Origin of the sequence: Enterococcus sp. AZ079, assembly GCF_050547255.1 — a bacterium.
Taxonomy (GTDB): domain Bacteria; phylum Bacillota; class Bacilli; order Lactobacillales; family Enterococcaceae; genus Enterococcus_D; species Enterococcus_D casseliflavus.
In genome coordinates this window covers 3,407,850-3,427,878 of sequence record NZ_CP172955.1, presented here as the reverse complement: position 1 = coordinate 3,427,878, position 20,029 = coordinate 3,407,850, and the positions used below count along the sequence as shown (strand labels likewise).

Genomic DNA, 20,029 nt, shown 5'->3' with positions numbered 1-20,029 from the left:
TTTACTAAATGGGTGGGGGTTTGTCTGTACCCCTTACAAAAATTTAACCATCATCATTCAAAAGAAAAAGCCAGAACACAGGCGTGCTCTAGCTTGCTTTTGTCTATAGCTTTTGTTCGTCGCGGATACGCGCTTCTAATTCTTTTTGTTCTTGGTCTTTTTGCGCTTTGCGCTCTTCTTGTTCCATTTTCAAGCGGGCGCGCTTGATTTCTGGATGCGGATCATTAACGACTAATTCCGCTTCGATTTCTTCAAGTGCTTGACCCACGCTTTTCACTGAATCAAAGTTTTCTAGTGTTGCTTGCGCACCGGCGTCAAGTTCATGCGCCCGTTTGCTTGCTAAGATCACTAATGAATATTTTGAATTGACACGATCCAACAAAGAATCGATTGAAGGTTTTAACATCATATTTCTTACAGCTCCTCTAACATTTTGATATAGGTTCCGATCACTCGGTCAACGCGAAAATGTTCACTCGAAATAATTTCGCGAATTCGTTGGACTGCCTTAGGTACTTCATCATTGACAACGGCATAATCATACAAAGCCATCATTTCGATTTCTTCACGGGCGACACGCATCCGTTCATCGATCACTTCGGCAGAGTCGGTTCCTCTTCCTGTAATACGAGAGCGTAATTCTGCCAGATCAGGTGGCGTCAGAAAAATAAACACACCATCGGGAACTTTGTCTTTTACTTGTTTTGCCCCTTGCACTTCGATCTCTAAAAACACATCTTTTCCTTGATCCAGTGTCTGTTGGACATAAGATAATGGGGTTCCATAATAATTGCCGACATATTCGGCGTATTCCAGCATTTCACCGGCTTCGATCAAGGCTTCAAATTCTTCACGCGTGCGGAAATAGTAATCGACCCCTTCCACTTCCCCCTCGCGTTTTTGACGAGTGGTCATTGAAACGGAATATTGAAAATCGTTGTCGTCACTCTCAAAAATTGCTTTGCGCACGGTCCCTTTCCCTACTCCGGAAGGTCCTGATAAAACTATAAGTAATCCTCGCTCTGACATAATGACGTCCTTTCACTGACATTTGCTTAACGTCTATTTTGCACTTTTTTTCAGCAACTTTCAAGAACTACTTTATTATAATGGGAATTTCATGAAATTGCTAGTCTACACTTCGGCCGCTTTCTTAAAAGCCCATGTTGCTTAAGGTATTGATGACCCCTGCCAATTCGTCTTTAGCGGTGATCGCTTTTTCAGTAGGATCCGTCACTTCTTGGCAATCGATACGTACGATGTACCGACGATTTAAAGAAACAGCTACGCCATCAACTAATAGATGGAGAAAATCTGGCTCGATGGCTACGCAAGCATCTTCCCACGCAGAGAAATTCTCTTTGTCAGAAGGAATACTGCGCTTAATGACATTTTTTCCGCTTAGTTCGTGAAAGGTGATATCGTAATATTTCATTGGTTCATTCCTCCTACTCGATGTTTTGAACTTGTTCTCTGATTTTTTCAATGATCGTCTTCATTTGGACGACACTGTTTTTGATTTGGATCGGACTTGATTTTGAGCCAATCGTATTGACTTCTCGGTTCATCTCTTGGATCAAGAAATCCAGCTCTCGACCTATCGGTGTCTCAGCTGCCAGCAGCTCCGTCATCGTCGTTAAATGGATACTTAAACGATCCAGTTCTTCGTGGATATCGCCGCGTTCTAATAAAATCGCCAACTCTGTCAGTAAACGATCGCGATCGACTTCTTCCCCTAAATAAGCAGTCAGTTTCTTTTCAAAGCGTTCTTGGTAGTCCGCCTCATAGAGGGCCACGAATTGTTTGAGTTCTGTCAGCTTTTCCTGCAGCTGTCGCTGGTTTTCTTGCAAGATCTGCAGAATACCTTGCCCTTCCACCCAGCGGCTTTGATCGATCGCTGCCAGCGCTTGATCTAATGCTTCCATCACGCCATCGGCCAAGGTGCTTTCTTCTGGCTCTTGATCAGAGATCGTTAGAAAGGCCTCATGGAGCAGGAATTGTTCCAGCAATGCTGCTTTTGGCAGCTCTGCTAGGTCAAAACGGTCTTTGGCTTCGGTATCGATCTCCTGCATGAAACGTTCCAGCAAGTCCCATTGGATCTCGATCTGTTTCGTATTTGTGGTTTTTTCTTTTAACGTCACATACAATTCGATTCGTCCTCGCTGGAGGGTCTGCTTGATCGACTGCCGTAAAGCACCTTCTAGAGGATTCAATTGTTTGGGCATTCGCAGCTGCAGGTCCAAAAAGCGCTGATTGACACTTTTGATCTCAATTTCGATCTGCACATCTGGCGTTTCTGCACTGCCTTTGCCAAAACCAGTCATACTTTTCATTTGATCACTCCTCACCGTTTTGCTTTCTTACATGGAAAGCAGGGCTTTTTTAAGTTCTGCAAATTCTTCATTGGATAAGGTCACGCCTTTGCCCATCTTCTCGTGCTCTGGGCCCCAATCTCTCAGATCAAATTTTGGCGGGCGCCCATTCCAGCTCACCAAATTCAATTCTTTGCGCCAGCCTCTTTGATTTTCCGAAAGCACGGCGATCTCTTCAACGATTTCATACGAAAATTTATCCATTTTCTGCTCCTTTCAAAAGATAGTGACTATACGCTGCCATTAAAGCAGTCAGTGGGTAACGCCGACGAATCTGCTGAAGGGCGGGCAGATTCAATTGCTGCGTCCGATAAAAAAAGAAAAAGCGGTTTTGCTCGGACAAGACAAAAAAACGGTCGCGATAATAGCTCAGCCACTCGGTGATCGACCAGGCATCGGCTTCTTCCACTGCCTTTAGCGCAATTTTTTCAGCTAAAGCCGTTAGAATCGTTTCCTGCTCATAAATCACTGTAGGCGCTAGATACAATACTTTCGCGGTACACTCTATCAGTATACGCCCCCACTGCTCAAATGGCACATCCTGTTGATAGAATTTACGCATTTTTTTCCAAAATTCTTTTTTCTTTAGTTCCTGATAAAGCAGCGGGTCTGTCTGGCGCAGCTCTTTCAAAAAGCCCCGCCATAACGGCTGAAAATCAACCGTCCTTTCAAAGGTATACCAATGGCCTTGGTATTTGCCGAACACTTTCAAGGTTTCCAAATAGCCTAAAGTCATATTATCCAGCGAACGCTGGGCATCAAAAACCAAAAAGCTGCCTAAGGACCAAGGAGACCCCAACGAAAGCTGCGCAGTTTCTTCCGTCACAACCGTCCTTTTATTGATGCCAGGTCCTTGGACATCCACGGTGATACATTCCGTTGCCCCTTGCTGGACAGCGACATCGATGGGCAGGTTGTTGCGATAGCCGCCATCGATGTAATAAGCGTCGTTAATTTTTTGCGCCTGCATCGCTGGATAAAATGAAGCGGATGCCAACAACCAATGCAGATTTTCCTCTACTGCGGATGGATCAAAGGCATAAACCGTCTCCTTGAAATCGGGCAGACGAGTCGTACAGATCAGCAAACGACAAGCGGTTTGGCTGAATTTTTCTTGATCAAAGGTCTTTTGCAAAAGCTTTGCCAAGGGTTCGGTACTGGCACCGTTGCTTTTGACCGCTTCGCGGACCAGCGAATTGGCTTGATTCATCAAATCCCGCAGTGTTTGGGCACGTACCGAAGCAAGCGGATAGTGCAATACTTGCTCGTTAGAGATATTTGCCCATAAATCGACGGCCGCTTCCACATCGTTCATTAAAATCAAGGCGCCATTCAAGGCACCGACGGAAGTTCCCGTGATCCATTCAAAGGTGGTGCCCCGTTCTTGCAGCGCTTGCCAAACACCAATTTGATACGCCCCGTGAGCACCGCCACCGCCTAAAACCAGCGCCGTCTGATAAGCTAGCGCTCTTTGATACCCTTGAGGGACCACCTGATACCCTTGCTGGATAAACCACTCAGCCAAGGGGGTTCGATGAGGAAGTTGCCACGAGACAGCTGCTACAAAACGACTGCGAGCAAAGCTTTCTGTCACGGCTAGCAGTTGTTTCCAAGTAAAATCGGCGGCCGCTTCCACCAGCAGATTGGTGATAGTCAGTGTCTTTTGGTCAAAATCAAACTGCCCAGCAAGGTAAAAACGTCCGTAACGGCTGTCGATCTGCCAGCCCTGCTGCGCTATATCGGCTAGAAAGGCTCGTCGCGCTTTTGAATGCGACTCAAAAAAGGAAAAGACGAGTCGGCTTTCTTGAAACGCTGCCCTTTGTGCAAGAAAATCGATCGAAGTCAGTTTTTTCACTTTCATCAAGACGCCTCCTCAAGCAAAAAAGAATAGACGAATGACACGCCAGCTGCCGTACCACTCGAGCTATTCTTTTGATTAAAATGTTCGTTGTGCCATGTTGAATGCCGCCAGCATCTCATCCGTTGCTTCGTCGACAGGCGTTACAGATTCCAGATCACCTTGGATCACACGACGGGTGACACCGCCCATTTCGCCACAAGTGATCAGCGTGATCATCTTGCGGCCTTCTACTTCGTCAAGCAAATAGACATCGGTCGGATCGACCCGCACAGAAGAAGTCGCGGTATACGTGTAAATATTTTCCAGATCGGTCACATAGATAGCCGCCCCGATGGCGACATCATCCAATGGTGTAAACAAAAGCTCTGGCGATTGAGCGCGATGGCTGGCTAGTGCGTAATTGCCTTCCCCCATTTTTTGGGTGGGACTTAACGTACCAGCACCATACAGCAAGGCCTCGTTGGCCAAGCCTTTAAAAATCGGCAGATTGATCCCCACGCTAGGAACCGCCACGCCGCCGATCACTGGCAAGGCTTTGTTGCTCAGTTGCGCCCGTAAGACTGCTTCTGAACTTGCCGGCTCCACGGCATCAAAATCAAAGGTCGCTTCCGCTTCCATATTTTTTTCCACATCACTGCGATCAATGGTGCCGACTGCGTATGCTTCACCTGTTTGTTTAATAAAATAATTTTTGATTTGATTATTAAAAATCAATGCTAAACCAATCAATAACAGCAAAAGCAAAAAGAGATTGCTCAGCCAATTCGAAAGTCTGCGTTTCTTTTTTCTCATAGGTTTTCGTCTCCATTAGTTTCTTCTTTTATCATACCAAAATCCTCATAAAGACGCCAATTTTGGCCAGTTTTTTTACGAAAAGACAAGATTTGCCTTTTTTTGTCGAAAAAGGGAACTTAAAAATTGTTTTTTCTGTTATTTTGTAATATAACTTTAAACGAAAAGATACAAGCAATTTTCAGCGCTTTGTTGTAGAATGAACTTAGTATATAGGAGGGATCGATCGGCATGTCTAACACGATTTACGTACATATTGATACAACCAGCAATGCCGTCTTGACCCGCGGGCTTGCCCCCCAAGATTTTAACAAGAGCATCGTCCATCAGCCCAAGAATTTGCTCTTGCTTGATCCTTCCAGTGATTTCGGCGAATTCGACGGTCATACGGGCTTAAAAGTGATACGCGGAATGGAAGACGTCCAACTGTTTTTTCAGCAGGTCAACAAAGGTCGTGTTGCCGAAGAAATGAAGTGGATCGATTTTAATGATTACGAGATGGTCAAAGAATTGACGCCTTTAGAGATCTCCGAGTTGTTATATTTTGGCCACATGAAGACACACCTCCACTCCCCTTTCTTTTACAAACTGCAAAATAACTTTGTTTTCTTTGACTTAAAAGATGCACGTTCCCGCGTTTATTATCGCTATTTAGATGAATATTATCGGATCTTGGCGGATCGGATCACCCGCATCGTCTTAGAAAAAATCAATGATCGCCTCTCCTTTTTTAAAAAAGCAACACCGGTGGAAAAGCTCGATTTTAATTTGCTGAAAGAATTGCGGGGAATCATGCAAGAAGGCATCGTCTTTTGTCTGACACAAGAACAATTGATCGACAGAACCTATACGATCCCGATCTATCTGTCAGAAGATGCTGGCTTAAAAAACACGCTGGTCAATCAAAAAGAGCTGGATCAAATCGCTGTTTTACGCTATTCAGCCAGCAAAAAAAGCTGGTCGTTGGAAATCGACCAAGAAGATCTAGCGTTTGGCTTTATCGACAAAAAAATGTCTTGATGCTTCTCTTTCTCAAAGAGCATCAAGACATTTTTTGATGGTTCCATTTCTAAAACTAAACTTTCGGGACAAATAATTTCGGGGCTGCCTTGACTAAGAGACCTAGGACGACCCCTACATAAACGATATTGATAATGACCGATGATCCATTAAAGATCAAGGAATACAGATACGGACTTTGTCCTGGCGGTGCGTACATTCCCCAGACAAAGACCCCAGCCCAATAATGCCAAAACCAACGGCTGATCACCGCCACGATGCCCCCTAAGACGACATACCACGTAACGGTTTTGCTGTTTTGACGGATCGCTTGCTGGATTTTATTAGCAAACAAGCCGCCCATCCCGCCAAAAGCAAAGGCAAAGGGGTATTCAAAGATGATCTGTGGAACGGTGATAAAGTTACGCATCGCACTACCAATCAAAATATTCAGCAAGCCCCACATAAATCCAGCCGTCATTCCCGGCAGCACTCCGCGACGATACGAATACAAGACCAAGGGCCCGAGACCTAGAGACAAGTCGATACTGGAATTGGCTGTCTGGATCGGGATATACGACAAGACGACCCCAATCGCAGCGATCATCGTTCCTTCCGTCCACACCTGCAGCGACATTTTTCGTTTCAAAAAAAAACTCCTCCTTTAGAATCATCACAATTCACAAAGGAGAAGTGTTGGACACTTCAACTCGTCACAATTCCTACGTTCGCATGATCGAAACAGGTACGAAGGGTTTAGAGTACTCTCATTCTCAGCCTTTGCAGACTCCCCTTTGTGATTAGATTCTATTTTATTTTTTGCTTGCATTTCGCAAGTCACTTTCAAGAATACCATAAATTGGTGAAAAGAAACATGACTGCGATCGTTTTTTCTAAAAACATCCTGAAACTCCTCAGAAAAAAACAGCCAATGAGGGGCTAAAGACCGACCATTGGCTGTTGTTCTCATGCTTATGAGACACGATTAAATTGATAATTTTGATTCAAACAGTGGACTGACTGGTTTGTTCTCATGGATTCGTTTGATCGCTTCGCCCATCAAGGCACCGACACTGATCTCATCGATTTTTTTCGACTTGCGGTCTTCTGGCAAGTGAATCGAATCTGTCACAACTAGATGCTCAATGGCAGAATCTTCGATCCGTTCCAAGGCAGGTCCTGACAAGACAGGGTGGGTACATGAGGCGTAGACACTTTTAGCACCTGCTTGTTTCAACGCATTCGCAGCCAATGTGATGGTACCCGCAGTATCGATCATATCGTCGATCAAGACACAAGTTTTGCCTTCAACATGACCAATGATATTCATGACTTCTGCTACGTTGGCTTTCGGACGACGTTTGTCGATGATCGCGATTGGTGATTTAAGAAACTCAGCTAATTTACGGGCACGAGTCACGCCCCCGTGGTCTGGTGAAACGACGACGACGTCATCGCCTTGAATGCCTCTTTCCAAGAAGTAGTTGGCGATCAATGGTGCACCCATCAAGTGGTCAACTGGGATATCAAAGAACCCTTGAATCTGTGAGGCATGCAAATCCAGTGTAACCATGCGGTTCGCACCGGCTTTTTCGATCATGTTTGCTACAAGTTTTGCGGTGATTGGTTCTCTTGATCGCGCTTTGCGGTCTTGTCTTGCATAACCATAATAAGGCATTACTACATTGATCGTCTTCGCACTGGCGCGCTTCAAAGCATCGATCATGATCAGCAATTCCATTAAGTTATCGTTTACAGGGCTGCTGGTTGATTGAATCACGTAGACGTGGGCACCACGAATACTTTCTTCAATATTCACTTGGATTTCACCATCGCTAAATTGTTTGACTGAACACTTACCTAATTCAACACCTACTGCAGCTGCGATTTTTTCCGCCAAAGGACGATTTGAGTTCAGAGAAAAAATCTTCAATCTTGGATCAAAATAATGATTTGACATGAGAACCTCCACTTTCTTTGCGTTCATCTAGAAAAAAATGACTCCTTTTACTAGAATCTTCTTCCTAATAAATAGTAGTCATTTTTCCTTAAGAAATCAAGTCATTTCGCTATTTCTAATTTAGATAAGGCAACTTTTTCGCGTAATCCGCTTTATTTTCCTGACGGGCGCGGGCAATCGCCATACTGTGTTTAGGAATATCTTTGGTGATCGTTGAGCCAGCAGCGATCATCGTTTCCTCTTCGATGGTCAATGGCGCAACTAGATTGGAGCCAGAGCCGATAAAGCAATTGTCGCCGACAGTCGTTTTGAATTTACTCTTGCCGTCATAATTAACAAAGACTACGCCGCAACCGACATTGATGTTTTTGCCTAAGGTCGCATCGCCAACATAAGACAAGTGTCCGACTTTGGTGCCTTCACCAATCGTCGCATTTTTGACCTCCACAAAGTTCCCGATATGGGCATGGGCCAAAATTTCCGCATTAGGACGAAGATGGGCATTGGGACCGACATCGGCGCCATCATGAATGATGCTCTCCTCGATCGTCGATGCCTTGATCGTCACTTGGTTGCCGATCTTGCTGTCTTCAATTTCAGAAGCTGCCGTAATGACACAATCTTCTCCGATCGTCGTCTTCCCTTTGATGGTGACACAGGCTTCGATCAAGGTATCTGAGCCGATCACAACACCTTCGTCGATATAAGTCGTTGCAGGATCGATCAAGGTCACGCCATTTTGCATGTGCTGACGATTGATCCGCTGACGCATCAAGCGATTGGCTTCGGCTAAGGCGATGCGGTCATTGACTCCTAATGATTCATGAAAATCTTCGGTTTGATAAGCAGCGATGATTTTGCCGTCTTCCTTTAAGATCTCGATGATATCAGTCAAGTAGTACTCCCCTTGGGCATTGTCCGTATCTAATTTTGCCAAGGCGTCAAATAACAATTCATTGTCGAAGCAATACGTCCCTGTATTGATTTCTTGAATCAACGCTTCTTCGATCGACGCATCTTTTTGCTCAACGATTTTCTCCACGATACCGACACGATCCCGCACGATTCGGCCATAGCCTGTTGGGTCTGCCGCTTGCGCCGTTAAGATCGTCGCCGACGCATTTTTCCCTTGGTGGTAATCGAACAAGTTATTCAAGGTTTCCGTCGTCAATAACGGTGTATCCCCACTGATCACTAAGGTCGTCCCTTTTTTGCCTTTTAAAAATGATTCGGCTTGAACGACAGCATGGCCAGTACCCAATTGTTCGGCTTGTAAGGCATAGTTGGTGCGATCCCCCAGCTGCTCTTTGACCATTTCTGCCCCGTGACCGACGATCGTCACGATCTCTTCAGGATTTGTTTCCACCACTCGATTCATGATGTGCTCCACCATTGGTTTGCCACAAACGGGATGTAACACTTTATATAACTTCGATTTCATGCGCGTGCCTTTTCCAGCCGCTAAAATTATTGCAAAACGTGCGTCCACGTATTCCACTCCTATCAATCTGAACGATTTTTGTTCATTGAATTTCCTATAAACAGTTTAGCCCAAGTACTTGTAAATTTCAACGATTTAAGGAATCCCCACCTAGACCAATCAAAAAAAAGACTGGCGGCCGCCGTTTAAAAAACAGCTGCTTGCGCCAGTCTAAGAGCCACAAAAAATCAGGCTTTTTTCTCAAAGTAATTTCCCGGTACTACCGAGATCGTTTTGGTCTGGGTATCGACATCTTCAACATACAGCAGAGAACTGTAATCGCTGATGGCCCGCTTGCCTTTGAATTTCGTTTCGGCAAAAACCGTAATACCGACTAATTCGGCTTCAAATTCTTCAATCAAGCTCTTCATCCCATTGACCGTGCCGCCGCCTTTCATAAAGTCATCGACCACCAATACTCTAGAGCCGCGCTTTAAGCTGCGTTTGGATAATTCCATTTTTTCGATGCGCTCTGAAGAACCAGAGACATAATTGACACTCACGGTCGAGCCTTCAGTGATCTTGGAATCACGACGCACGATCACGAAGGGAACATTCAAGTAGTAAGAGACTGCTTGAGCGATCGGCACTCCTTTAGTAGCAACGGTCATCACCGCATCGATTTGTTCGCCTAAATATTTGGAAGCGATGATGCGGCCGACTTGGCGCAGCAATTCCGGTTCGCCTAATAAGTCAGATAGATAGACGTAGCCGCCAGGCAACAAACGGTCTTGCTCAGACAAGCGTTCTGCCAGCCCTTCGACGTACGCATACGCTTCTTCTTCAGAAATTTCAGGCACAAAAAAAACACCGCCAGCAGCGCCTGGCACGGTATCAAGAATGCCTGTTCCTCGTTCTTTAAAGGTCTTTTTGATAATAGATAAATCTTCGCTAATCGATGATTTTGCAGAGGCATATCGTTTAGAAAAGAAGGACAATGAAATCAATTCATGGGGATGATTCAACAAGTAATGTGTCATATCGATCAGTCGTTCACTTCGACGTATTTTCACACCGGACAACTCCTTTAGTTTATTCGCCTTATTATAAGGCTTTTTCGGGATAAATGCGAGCATTATCTAAAATATTGCTTATATTGTTCGGTTTTGATTAGAGTTTAAAAAAAAGAAACGAAAATTCTTCGTTTCTTTTTCATAAAGCCCTTTATTTTAGGCGTTGTTTTCGTTGGACGAGGATCACGATGCGTTTGATCAAATTGATCACTAAGAAAAGAGCGATAAAAACCAGCGTGATCGTCGCTCCCGGTGGTGTGTCCAAATAAAAGGAACTGGTCAAACCAGACATCATCCCAATCATGCCGATCACGACACTGATCAAAATCACGGCATTGAAGCTCTTGCCTAAACGCATACTGATGGCAGCTGGTAAAACCATGATCGCAGAGATCAACAATGCACCCGCAATCGGGATCATCATGGCGATTGCCACCCCCGTCAAGACATTAAAGAGCATGGACATCACTCGCACAGGCAAGCCATCGACATGAGCGGTATCTTCATCAAAGGTCAAAATGTACATGGGCCGTTTGAATAAGAAGAATAAAGCAAAAACGACTAAAAACAAAAAGCCTAAGATCCAGACTTGTTCTTGTGTGATCGTAACGATCGACCCAAACAAATACGATTGGATACTCGTTGCGGAGTTCCCCCCGCTAAGGTTCATCAAGACGAGGGCTAACGCTAAGCCGCCAGACATCAAAATGGCGATCGAGATCTCTGAATAACTGCGGTACAGTGTTCGCAAGTATTCCAAAATGATTGCGGCAATGACTACGATCAATAGCGTCGTCAAACTCGGATTTAGATTTAGAAAGAAGCCCAGTGCCACCCCTGCTAAAGAGACATGGGACAGCGTATCAGCCATCAATGACTGTCGCCGAATCACTAGAAAGACCCCCAGCATCGGTGCGATACCAGCAATAAAAATCGCCGCAAGAAAAGCTCTTCTCATGAATTCATATGAAAGCAACGCCATGGTGAATCCTCCTTCCGCACTAAACGGATCTGACGGTCCGCATATTCTTTGATATCTTCGTGATCATGGGTGATCATCAAAATCGACTTGCCGTGGTCATGAGCATTGTGCCGTAGCAGTTCATAAAACAGATTGCGGGATTGTTCATCCATCCCCGTAGTCGGTTCATCTAAAATAAATAAATCAGGGTCCGTGGCAAAGACCCGTGCCAAGCTGATCCGCTGTTTTTGGCCACCGGACAACTCGCCGATCCGTTTATGACGCACGTCCCACATACCGACGGCATCTAATGCACGGCGGACATGTTCATGGTCTCGTTTCGTCAAGCGCTTGAACCAGCGATCTCTTGGGTAGCGGCCCGATTGGACCAATTCCAAAACGGTGCTGGGGAACCCGACGTTAAAGGAAGCAATCTGCTGAGGAATGTAGCCGATGCTTAATTTTTCACCAGCAGCATTTTTGGTCGCCAAGGTGACTGCTCCTTTAGAAGGTTTCAACAAACCAAGGGTTGCTTTGATCAAAGTAGATTTTGCCGCCCCATTTTCGCCAGTCAAAATCACGAATTCGCCGTCTTCGACAAAGTAGGAAATGTCTTCCAAGACGGGCTCATCATCATAATAAAAGGTCAAATCTTTTACATCGATATAACGCACGCAGGCGCCTCCTTAGTGAATACTTTTTTGTAATGCTGCCAAATTGTCTTCCATTACAGACAGGTATGTTTCGCCGTTATCCATCTGCTCTTGCGTCAAGCTTTCTAATGGATTCAAGACCGCCAGCTCCACTCCTGTTTCAGACGCTAAGGTCTCAGCCACCTTCGATGACGCGTTTTCTTCAAAATAGATAACTTTGACTTGTTTTTCTTCTACATATTCTTTCAGCTCAGCCAACCGACTTGGCGTTGGTTCTTGATCGGGTGAAATGCCCGAAATCGATTCTTCGACTAAATCATACTGCCGTGCCAAATAGCCAAAGGCTGCGTGCTGCGTAACGAAGGTTCGTTGGGTCGCATCCTTTAACGCCGCTTGGTAGGCTTCATCTAAAGCAGAAAGCTTTTCGATATAGGCAGCTGCATTTTCCGTGAAAGTTGCCTTTTGCTCAGGAAACTTCGCAATCAAGTCATCGCGGATCGTTTCTACTTCTTGGATCGCTAAGACTGGGTCGGTCCAAACATGAGGATCGTACGTATGATCATGGCCTTCATGGCTGTCTTCGCTTTCGTGATCATGCGCGTCATGATCTTCCTCCTCTGTGCCTTCCACCAACTGAATGTTTTTGGCCGCTTCGATCACGGCTGTTTGCTCAGGATCGACGGAATCCGTCAAACTAGCGACCCAAGTTTCTAGCTCAGGACTATTGTAGACAAAGGCATCTGCATCCATGATTTTGGTCATATCTTTGGCACTTGGCTCATAGTCATGGGGTTCGGTTCCTGCAGGGATCAACAAGGAGACCTCTGCTGCATCACCTACGACTTCTTTCGTAAATTCGTACATTGGATAAAACGTCGTGACGATCGACAGCTTCTCTGTGTCACTCGATTGACTTGTCGCTTCTTGCTGCCCACAAGCGCCAAGAAGCACGCCCCCTAAAAGGAGTGCTGTAGTAAGTAAGATTTTTTTCATCGGGATTTCCCCTTCCATTTGCTGGCTCTTCTTTTTATTTTAAAACGGAACAACTCCGTTTTGTTAGCAAAAGTTACTCTATCAAATGATTTCCGGTTCGTCAAGACAAATCGTACATTTTACGATTTAAAACTTTTATTTCGAGATAAATCGGAAAACATAGGAGAAAACGTTCATTTGAAGCGGATTCTTCTCTCGGGAACATCGTCTTATTTTACACCGTTGGCCATGCGATTCCTTTGTGATAACTTGAAAAATTAGAGAGTAAGTAGGATAATCATCTAAAAGCACTTGGAGGAAACGAAGATGAACGAATTTGTAACTGTGCCGCCAACTGTAAACAACAGCGAACTGCTGAATCGAATCGATTTACCGGAAGATCCTGCATCGCAGCAAACCGAAGAAATCCGCAAAACGATCGACAAACCATTGTACGAAGAAGACAAAAAGAAAAAATCCGCAAAGAAGCAGCACCAAAAAGAATAGCCTTTGCTTTACGTAAAGAATCAGACCCTGACGCCTTTTTTTCGTCGGGGTCTTTTCTGTAAGGCAGCTTCTAGATGCTTCCTCCCTACCTCAGCTGCCTTATTCTTTACTATTGAACTGGATTTTATAGAAGGAATGCAAAAAAACACAGGCGAATCCAGCCTGTGTCCTTGACTCATTCATTTCAATGTACGTACAAGATAAACCTCATCGCAGAATCCTTTTAAGGCATTATAGACCCGCTGTGCCCGCGAATATTTTTGACAAAGAGCAAAGACAGTCGGTCCGCTGCCGGTCATCAAGGCAACATCTGCGCCGTATTTCATCATGCGATCTTTGATCTGTTGGACGATCGGATACTTCGGGATCGTGATGGCTTCTAGGCTATTGCCCATGGCAGCGATCATTGCTGGGTAATCTTCGGCTAAGACGGCGGCAGACAATGCTGCGATATCTGGATGGTGCAGTTGATCCAGCTCAACTTCTTGAAAGATTTTCCCCGTTGAAACACTCAGACGAGGTTTGACTAAGATGACCCAACATTGCGGCATCGGCCGCAGCGGCGTCACCAGCTCCCCTTTTCCTGCAATATGGGAAGTGGTCCCATACAGACAATAGGGAACATCAGTGCCAACTTCCATACCAATATCGATCAGCTCTGCCATGGAAAGATCCAAGTCCCAAAGGCGAACCATCCCCCGCAGCGCTGCCGCACAATCCGTACTGCCACCACCTAACCCAGCTGCCACCGGGATATTCTTGGTGATGCGGATACGGATGCCTTTTTTTATGCCGTAGCGTTTTTTTAAGATACTGGCGGCTTGATAGACATTATTGCGTTTGTCGATCGGCAAAAAGGCTTTGTTGGTTTCTATAATGATCTTATCTTCTGCTATCTCTTCCATTATCAGACGGTCGGCTAGATCAACACTAGACATCACCATTTCCAACTCATGGTAGCCGTCTGTTCTTTTCTCTAACACATCGAGACCGAGGTTGATCTTAGCTGGCGCTTTTTCAATAATCTCCATCTTCATTCATCCAATCATCTGATAGTTATTTAGTTCTATCATAGCAGATTCTTATAAGATAGTTGAGTGATTTCTCTTGTTTTTATGATTGTTGCCATTTTGGTTGCCCTTTGGCTTGGTTCCTCGTAAAATAGAAGTACCAACTCAATAGATAAAAGAAAGCGGGGGAACCACATGGCAAATTTGATTCCAAGAGATTTCGCAGGCGGCGAAGAACTATTAGGCAAATTAATGAACAGTTTTTGGCAAGAACGGCAAATGAATACGGACATTAAAGAGTACGAAGACAAGTATCTCGTTCAAGCAGATTTACCCGGCATCAAGAAAGAAAACATCCGCGTCAGTTACGTCAACAACACCCTGACGATTTCAGCGGCTCAAACAGAGACCACGGAAACCGAGGATGATTTCGGACATTATTTGCGCAAAGAACGCTCTAGCAGTGCCTATCAACGGACCTTCACCATCACAGACATTGATGACGAGTCCATTAAAGCAGTGTTTGAAGACGGCGTTTTGACCCTGACGTTACCAAAAGCCAGCTACAAAGATGCACCCGCAAAAAACATCCCGATCGAATAACCGAGATACCAAAAAGGCAGTCCCTTCAGAGAACGCTCTGAGAGGACTGCTTTTCTTATTTGCGTGCTTGTCGTCGATACGCCTGTCTTGAGGTCTGTGGTTCTTCTTCAGAAATCTCTTTTTTGACGTACAATTTCAAACTGTATGGTTCATGGTATTTCACATCATTTTTGATAAAATCACCGCCAGTGATAAATAAACCCACTGGCTCTAAAGGTTGTTTGCCTGTCCATTGGATCGTGCCGACTTTCGTCATCTCCGTGTAGCTAGTACCGATCTGCAATGCGTACTCATTTTCCCCTTGCTGTTTAACAAAATAGTAAGGATACAAGGTGTTTTTCGGGATCGTAAAGCCGTTGGATGACGGTTTGATCGCCAATTCTTCTTGAGCGATCAAGGTCTGCAAATGATTCGCCAATACCAGCTGATAGTCTTCTTCAAAATGGATCACCGCTTTTTCAGTCGTCAAACGATCAATGTCGGTGGTGCTGATGGTTTCTCCTTCAATATTGAAGACTTCGTCTGGTAAAACTTTGACAAAGGCCTGTGTGACATCGAACTTCATATTTTTGTTTAAGAAATAATAGAAGATATTCAGTACCCAGAAGTAGACTAAGACCAAAAAGCCGACCGTATAAAGGATCGCTTGAAAATAGTTTTGGTTCGCAAACATCCCGTAGACGATCCGCAAAATATACGCCGTTGGAATGATACTGAGGATGGTATAGGCACGGTTCAAATATTTAGGACTGATATCGAGATAGCCCAAAAATTTATGGATGCCGTTGATTAAATCTAAAATAAGCGTCATTTTCTCACCTACTCATTTCCTTGATTCTCATCCATGATCCCTTGTGGATCTGGCGTGGTCTCTTCACTTGAAGAAGGTATTTCCTGATTGTTTGCCGGCGTTGACGGAACTGTCGCTCCACTTGAAGGTGTTGTGCTGGCCGGTGTCGAAGAAGACGGTGTCGTTCCCGACGATGCTGGTTCACTGCTGGATGACGGTGTTGTCTGCTGGTCATCGTTCGTCGGTTGTGAGTCCGTGCTAGCAGGTGTCTGATTTTGACTGTCTTCTGTCATCGAAGAGGGTGTGCTTTCACTTGGTGCTTGTTCGGTCGTCTCTGTCGTTTCCGTCGCACGACTTGGTTGGCGGTAGCTGCCTGAATTCACCACGCCGGTGGCAGTGGCAATAATCGTTGATATCGTTAAAAGTGCAATTGGTTTTAAAATAGGCGGGACTTTTCGCATGATTCTCATCCTTTTCTTACCCGATGTTGCCCATTGGCAGCCTCGGTTCCTTCAGCCTCTTCTTACCTTTATAATCGTTTCTGACAAAAGGGTCAAGATTCCAGAGGCTTCTGTCGCAGGATTTAAAAAAAACTAAACATGTAACTGTTTTCACAAAAAAACAACGACGGCAGTTGCCGCCGCTACACAAGGTATTCATAAAACTTTTCAAAGGTCAATCGCAACGTGCCATGGTAATCCCGTAAAAGGGCGGGCAAGGCGATCACTTCTTCATGTGGGATCGGGGCATCGATTTGGATCACCGCTTCCTCCTCATCCAGATAATAAGAACTAAACAGTTCATCATCAGCGACTTCTTCTAGCTGATTGGTCAGCTCCTCATAAAACTTTTCTACGATCGGTTCTGCCAACTCATCAAAGACTGGCTGCAAGGCTGCTTCTACAGCTGGAAACGGCTGCGCGAGTAATTGCTGTCCGCTGAGGGAATGGCGGGTATTCTCATAGGTCAAATAAAGCAGGTCGAAATAATCCTCTTCTTCCCCGATCGCTTCTAGCGTCAAAAGGGCTTTTTCTACCAATGAAACCAAGGCCGAGGATACCTCCTGATGCATCACCGCATCAACTTTTTCAAATAATTGCTGTTTCTCGATGACAAATGTTTCTTCCATAAAAGTGAATTCCGCTTTTTCAAAGCAAAGGGGGTATCAGAGATAAATAGTTGGATCGTTGCCATGGCGTTGCCTTCTTTCTTTTTCAAGCTGCGGACAAACAGATGATTTGTCAACAGCGAAAATCTTCGTTAGCATAAATAATAGCAGGTGAACAAATTGTTCATCAAGTAATAAGGAGGAGATCGAATGAGTAAAGTTGCTGTTATTGTCACTGATCTAGTTGAAGATGTTGAGTTGACGTCACCAAAAGAAGCACTGGAAGCGGCTGGACACGAAGTAGTCGTTATTAGTAATGAAGGCGCCGAGACCGTCGAAGGCAAACAAGGTGGAACATTTACCGTCGATGCGACCATCGATACGATCGATCCTGCAAGTTTTGATGCTTTGTTGATCCCAGGCGGTTTCTCCCCTGACCAATTACGGACCGATGAGCGCTATGTGTCATTGACGAAAGACTTTTTGACATCTGATCGTCCCGTCTTTGCCATTTGCCACGGCCCACAACTGTTTATCCAAACAGGACTGACAAAAGATTTGACCTTGACGGCTTATGATTCTGTGCGACCAGATTTAGCCTACGCAGGTGCCACCGTCAAAGATGAGCCCGTCGTGATCGACGAAACCTATCGGTTGATCACCAGCCGAAACCCAGATGATCTAGATGCCTTCAATCAAGCCATTACCGAGGCATTGAATTAACCACGAATAAGACTTGGTTTCTTAGAGAAAAAAAGCCGCCAGTTGCAGCGTTCGATCCTTCGTATCGATCGAGCTGCAGCTGAGCGGTTTTTTCTTGCGTAGCTTTTCAGTTTTCAGTGAATGGCTCTTTCCCCGTTACTCGTCAGAGGGCAGCTCAAAACCATCGAAAGTCTCGCCATCATAGTAGCGCAATAATTCTTCCGTCGATAATAAGGAAGACGTCATTTCTTCCTGTGTCTCATTGGCCTCTCGAAGTTGGGCAAGGTAAGCCGCATAGGCTTCTGCCAACTGCCGATAAACAGCTTGCCGCGAAGTTCCTTCCCCTTGGATCGTCGGCAATTCACGGATAAAGGCCCGATAGACGGGGCGGTTTTCCTGCCATTCGATCGGCAACTCAATTACTTGAAGCTGGGCTTCTTCAAACCATCGTTCCATCGCTCTCCCTCATTTCTTTTCTTATTATCGTCAAGTTAGCAGCAAAGGTCAATCCGTGAGCAAAAAAACACAAAACAAGCGTTGAAAGAAATTAACACATCCGCAAAAGCTCGCTTGTTGGGCTAGCTTTTACGGATGCGGCAATTTATCTGCTTGTTCTGTGTGTTACTCGTTTTTATGCGGCAACATACGCATATTTTTCAATGTTTTGTCGGATCGTTTCAATCATGTCTTCATCTTGTAAGCCAGTGATTTCTGCAATGACTTCCGGTAGTGATTTTTCATCCAAAAGTGCTTGTAACTGTTGGCTTTGCTCATCTTCCGGATCTTTGTAGTTGAAGATCATGCCGATCGTTTCATAGAGATGGTCTGGCTGCATGTTGCGTTTTTCTAACTCAAGGACTGGTCGGATAAAGCGTTCTTCGGTCCCTAATTTGCGGACAGGTGTCCGTGCCACCCGAGTGATAGCATCGGAAATGTGTTTGTTTTTAAAGCGTTGGATGATTTTTTCGATATACCGTTCATGTTCTTCGGGATCAAAGGCCCACTTCTCAATTAAAAGCCGCCCAGTTTCTTCGAGAACGGATTTTAATTGGATCACCACTAAATGGTCCTGCATCGCTTCATCGATCGTCTGATAGCCTTGGAGGGCGCCTGTGTACGCTACCGTAGCATGACCCGTATTGACACTGAATAATTTCCGTTCAATATACGGTTCCAGGTCCGCCACATAATGGACCCCTTGCAGATGGATCGAGGATTTCATCCCTGACTCTTGGATCACCCATTCGCAAAAAGGTTCTACTTGAACGAATAAAGGATCTTCATGGTGCTGCAGCGGTACGATGCGGTCCACCGCTGCATCTGGAAAACCAACCGTCGCTTCTAACGCGGACCAATCCGCAACGTATTTTTGCACTTCGCTTTTTAAAAAGGTCGATCCGCCGATCATGTTCTCACAGGCGATCACATCAATGGCTGGCTTGTCTGGGTGTTGCTGACGTGCTTCTAAGCCTTTGGCGATCAGCTCAGCGATATGCGGCAAAATGTTGGGACCAATGGCGGTCGTAAGGATGTCTGCCTCGGCGATCGCTTGGATCACCGCTTCTGGTTCTTTGGCATTGTTCAATCCCGTCACATGCTCGATGTGGATCTGTTCTTGGGTCTCATCGGCTAATTCGATCGTATACCCTTGTCTTGCTTTTAAGGCGTCAATGATCGTTTCATTGACATCAATAAATGTGATTTCAAAGTTGTTGGCAGCCAATATCTCGCCGATAAAGCCGCGACCAATATTACCTGCACCAAAGTGAACTGCCTTCATGTCTTGTCTCCTCCTTAAATCCTTATGCTACGGTCAAACTTTGGGCGATTTCTTCTTTATCTAAGGCATCCGCCAATTCGACAACGTTATCGATATCGCTGCAAAAGAGGGCGATTTGTTGGACCAATTGCAGGTGATCTTCCCCTTTGCCCGCGATGCCGAAAAGGACGGTGACAATTTTTTCTTCGTCCGCGGTACCGAAATTCACGCCATCAGGTACTTGCACGATACAGATACCAGATTTTTTGACGTATTTTTTGGCTTCATCCGTGCCGTGAGGAATCGCAATAAAGTTCCCCATATAGACTGAGAGCATCTCGTCACGCTCAAGCATGGCTTCGACGTATTCTTTTTCCACACAGCCTGCCGCCAGCAATTTTTCGCCGCAGTAACGAATGGCTTCTTCTTTGGTCGCAAATTGTTTGTTCAATTCAATCATGTCTTTTTCTAATACTTGCATTCGGCT

25 protein-coding genes and 1 riboswitch are annotated in these 20,029 nt (G+C 45.2%); of the genes, 4 read left to right on the top strand and 21 right to left on the bottom strand.

Translation table 11 applies throughout. From position 1 onward, the window contains the following. Nucleotides 1–103: 103 nt before the first annotated feature. The 7 genes from rpoZ to IGJ15_RS16320 all read right to left on the bottom strand — a co-directional run bounded on the left by rpoZ (nucleotide 104) and on the right by IGJ15_RS16320 (nucleotide 5,025). The gene (gene rpoZ / locus IGJ15_RS16350; protein WP_005232977.1) at nucleotides 104–409 is read right to left on the bottom strand and encodes a DNA-directed RNA polymerase subunit omega; all 306 of its coding nucleotides are present in this window, start codon (nucleotides 407–409) and stop codon (nucleotides 104–106) included. Between the two features lie 5 nt (nucleotides 410–414). Continuing rightward, nucleotides 415–1,029: a guanylate kinase gene (gene gmk, locus IGJ15_RS16345; protein ID WP_005230308.1), complete on the bottom strand. Its 615-nt coding sequence runs from the start codon at nucleotides 1,027–1,029 to the stop codon at nucleotides 415–417. A 124-nt stretch (nucleotides 1,030–1,153) separates the two neighbouring features. After that, complete coding sequence (locus IGJ15_RS16340; protein WP_005230307.1) at nucleotides 1,154–1,435, bottom strand: hypothetical protein; 282 nt, start codon at nucleotides 1,433–1,435, stop codon at nucleotides 1,154–1,156. Between the two features lie 13 nt (nucleotides 1,436–1,448). Then, the gene (locus IGJ15_RS16335) at nucleotides 1,449–2,333 is read right to left on the bottom strand and encodes a YicC/YloC family endoribonuclease (protein WP_010748861.1); all 885 of its coding nucleotides are present in this window, start codon (nucleotides 2,331–2,333) and stop codon (nucleotides 1,449–1,451) included. A gap of 27 nt (nucleotides 2,334–2,360) precedes the next feature. After that, on the bottom strand, nucleotides 2,361–2,576 hold the full coding sequence (locus IGJ15_RS16330; RefSeq protein ID WP_005230288.1) for a YdbC family protein: 216 nt from the start codon (nucleotides 2,574–2,576) through the stop codon (nucleotides 2,361–2,363). After that, the gene (locus IGJ15_RS16325; RefSeq protein WP_010748860.1) at nucleotides 2,569–4,233 is read right to left on the bottom strand and encodes a patatin-like phospholipase family protein; all 1,665 of its coding nucleotides are present in this window, start codon (nucleotides 4,231–4,233) and stop codon (nucleotides 2,569–2,571) included. The genes IGJ15_RS16330 and IGJ15_RS16325 overlap by 8 nt, the downstream gene beginning before the upstream one ends. A 75-nt stretch (nucleotides 4,234–4,308) precedes the next feature. Continuing rightward, complete coding sequence (locus IGJ15_RS16320) at nucleotides 4,309–5,025, bottom strand: class A sortase (protein WP_005230283.1); 717 nt, start codon at nucleotides 5,023–5,025, stop codon at nucleotides 4,309–4,311. A gap of 231 nt (nucleotides 5,026–5,256) precedes the next feature. Here IGJ15_RS16320 and IGJ15_RS16315 point away from each other — a divergent pair, with 231 nt between their 5' ends. Then, nucleotides 5,257–6,045, top strand: a complete 789-nt coding sequence (locus IGJ15_RS16315; RefSeq protein WP_010748859.1) for a hypothetical protein — start codon at nucleotides 5,257–5,259, stop codon at nucleotides 6,043–6,045. Nucleotides 6,046–6,100: 55 nt separating this feature from the next. Here IGJ15_RS16315 and thiT read toward each other — a convergent pair whose 3' ends face one another. The 7 genes from thiT to IGJ15_RS16280 form a co-directional block, all read right to left on the bottom strand. Then, nucleotides 6,101–6,673, bottom strand: coding sequence for an energy-coupled thiamine transporter ThiT (thiT, locus tag IGJ15_RS16310; RefSeq protein ID WP_010748858.1), 573 nt, complete (start codon nucleotides 6,671–6,673; stop codon nucleotides 6,101–6,103). 53 nt (nucleotides 6,674–6,726) lie between these two features. After that, a riboswitch (TPP riboswitch) is annotated at nucleotides 6,727–6,828 on the bottom strand. Between the two features lie 181 nt (nucleotides 6,829–7,009). After that, nucleotides 7,010–7,984, bottom strand: a complete 975-nt coding sequence (locus tag IGJ15_RS16305; protein WP_005230276.1) for a ribose-phosphate diphosphokinase — start codon at nucleotides 7,982–7,984, stop codon at nucleotides 7,010–7,012. A 115-nt stretch (nucleotides 7,985–8,099) separates the two neighbouring features. Further along, nucleotides 8,100–9,473, bottom strand: coding sequence for a bifunctional UDP-N-acetylglucosamine diphosphorylase/glucosamine-1-phosphate N-acetyltransferase GlmU (glmU, locus tag IGJ15_RS16300; RefSeq protein ID WP_010748857.1), 1,374 nt, complete (start codon nucleotides 9,471–9,473; stop codon nucleotides 8,100–8,102). Nucleotides 9,474–9,652: 179 nt separating this feature from the next. Then, nucleotides 9,653–10,477, bottom strand: coding sequence for a pur operon repressor (purR, locus tag IGJ15_RS16295; protein WP_005230273.1), 825 nt, complete (start codon nucleotides 10,475–10,477; stop codon nucleotides 9,653–9,655). 151 nt (nucleotides 10,478–10,628) lie between these two features. Further along, nucleotides 10,629–11,459, bottom strand: coding sequence for a metal ABC transporter permease (locus IGJ15_RS16290; RefSeq protein ID WP_005230272.1), 831 nt, complete (start codon nucleotides 11,457–11,459; stop codon nucleotides 10,629–10,631). Next, nucleotides 11,432–12,112: a metal ABC transporter ATP-binding protein gene (locus IGJ15_RS16285; protein ID WP_005232967.1), complete on the bottom strand. Its 681-nt coding sequence runs from the start codon at nucleotides 12,110–12,112 to the stop codon at nucleotides 11,432–11,434. Before IGJ15_RS16285 ends, IGJ15_RS16290 begins: the two co-directional genes overlap by 28 nt. A 12-nt stretch (nucleotides 12,113–12,124) precedes the next feature. Then, complete coding sequence (locus tag IGJ15_RS16280) at nucleotides 12,125–13,084, bottom strand: metal ABC transporter substrate-binding protein (protein WP_034696266.1); 960 nt, start codon at nucleotides 13,082–13,084, stop codon at nucleotides 12,125–12,127. Between the two features lie 306 nt (nucleotides 13,085–13,390). Between IGJ15_RS16280 and IGJ15_RS16275 the strand changes: the two genes are divergently transcribed. Continuing rightward, nucleotides 13,391–13,570, top strand: coding sequence for a hypothetical protein (locus IGJ15_RS16275; RefSeq protein WP_005232965.1), 180 nt, complete (start codon nucleotides 13,391–13,393; stop codon nucleotides 13,568–13,570). Nucleotides 13,571–13,749: 179 nt separating this feature from the next. Here the strand turns inward: IGJ15_RS16275 and ispE are convergent, their stop codons facing one another. Beyond that, complete coding sequence (gene ispE, locus IGJ15_RS16270; protein WP_005230268.1) at nucleotides 13,750–14,601, bottom strand: 4-(cytidine 5'-diphospho)-2-C-methyl-D-erythritol kinase; 852 nt, start codon at nucleotides 14,599–14,601, stop codon at nucleotides 13,750–13,752. A 174-nt stretch (nucleotides 14,602–14,775) separates the two neighbouring features. Between ispE and IGJ15_RS16265 the strand changes: the two genes are divergently transcribed. Continuing rightward, on the top strand, nucleotides 14,776–15,183 hold the full coding sequence (locus IGJ15_RS16265) for an Hsp20/alpha crystallin family protein (protein WP_010748856.1): 408 nt from the start codon (nucleotides 14,776–14,778) through the stop codon (nucleotides 15,181–15,183). A gap of 55 nt (nucleotides 15,184–15,238) precedes the next feature. Here the strand turns inward: IGJ15_RS16265 and IGJ15_RS16260 are convergent, their stop codons facing one another. The 3 genes from IGJ15_RS16260 to IGJ15_RS16250 all read right to left on the bottom strand — a co-directional run bounded on the left by IGJ15_RS16260 (nucleotide 15,239) and on the right by IGJ15_RS16250 (nucleotide 17,102). Then, the gene (locus IGJ15_RS16260) at nucleotides 15,239–15,994 is read right to left on the bottom strand and encodes a DUF6681 family protein (protein WP_005230266.1); all 756 of its coding nucleotides are present in this window, start codon (nucleotides 15,992–15,994) and stop codon (nucleotides 15,239–15,241) included. Between the two features lie 8 nt (nucleotides 15,995–16,002). Continuing rightward, nucleotides 16,003–16,434, bottom strand: a complete 432-nt coding sequence (locus tag IGJ15_RS16255) for a hypothetical protein (protein WP_010748855.1) — start codon at nucleotides 16,432–16,434, stop codon at nucleotides 16,003–16,005. Between the two features lie 182 nt (nucleotides 16,435–16,616). Continuing rightward, nucleotides 16,617–17,102, bottom strand: a complete 486-nt coding sequence (locus tag IGJ15_RS16250; protein WP_231434790.1) for a hypothetical protein — start codon at nucleotides 17,100–17,102, stop codon at nucleotides 16,617–16,619. 189 nt (nucleotides 17,103–17,291) lie between these two features. Here IGJ15_RS16250 and IGJ15_RS16245 point away from each other — a divergent pair, with 189 nt between their 5' ends. Then, nucleotides 17,292–17,804 (top strand): type 1 glutamine amidotransferase domain-containing protein, encoded by a 513-nt coding sequence (locus tag IGJ15_RS16245; protein WP_010748853.1) that lies wholly within the window; start codon nucleotides 17,292–17,294, stop codon nucleotides 17,802–17,804. 135 nt (nucleotides 17,805–17,939) lie between these two features. On the opposite strand, the gene IGJ15_RS16240 is transcribed toward IGJ15_RS16245, so the two are convergent. The 3 genes from IGJ15_RS16240 to IGJ15_RS16230 all read right to left on the bottom strand — a co-directional run bounded on the left by IGJ15_RS16240 (nucleotide 17,940) and on the right by IGJ15_RS16230 (nucleotide 20,023). Beyond that, complete coding sequence (locus IGJ15_RS16240) at nucleotides 17,940–18,239, bottom strand: hypothetical protein (protein ID WP_010748852.1); 300 nt, start codon at nucleotides 18,237–18,239, stop codon at nucleotides 17,940–17,942. 175 nt (nucleotides 18,240–18,414) lie between these two features. Then, nucleotides 18,415–19,563, bottom strand: a complete 1,149-nt coding sequence (locus IGJ15_RS16235) for a mannitol-1-phosphate 5-dehydrogenase (protein ID WP_010748851.1) — start codon at nucleotides 19,561–19,563, stop codon at nucleotides 18,415–18,417. 22 nt (nucleotides 19,564–19,585) lie between these two features. Next, nucleotides 19,586–20,023 (bottom strand): PTS sugar transporter subunit IIA, encoded by a 438-nt coding sequence (locus IGJ15_RS16230; protein ID WP_005230254.1) that lies wholly within the window; start codon nucleotides 20,021–20,023, stop codon nucleotides 19,586–19,588. Nucleotides 20,024–20,029: the final 6 nt, after the last annotated feature.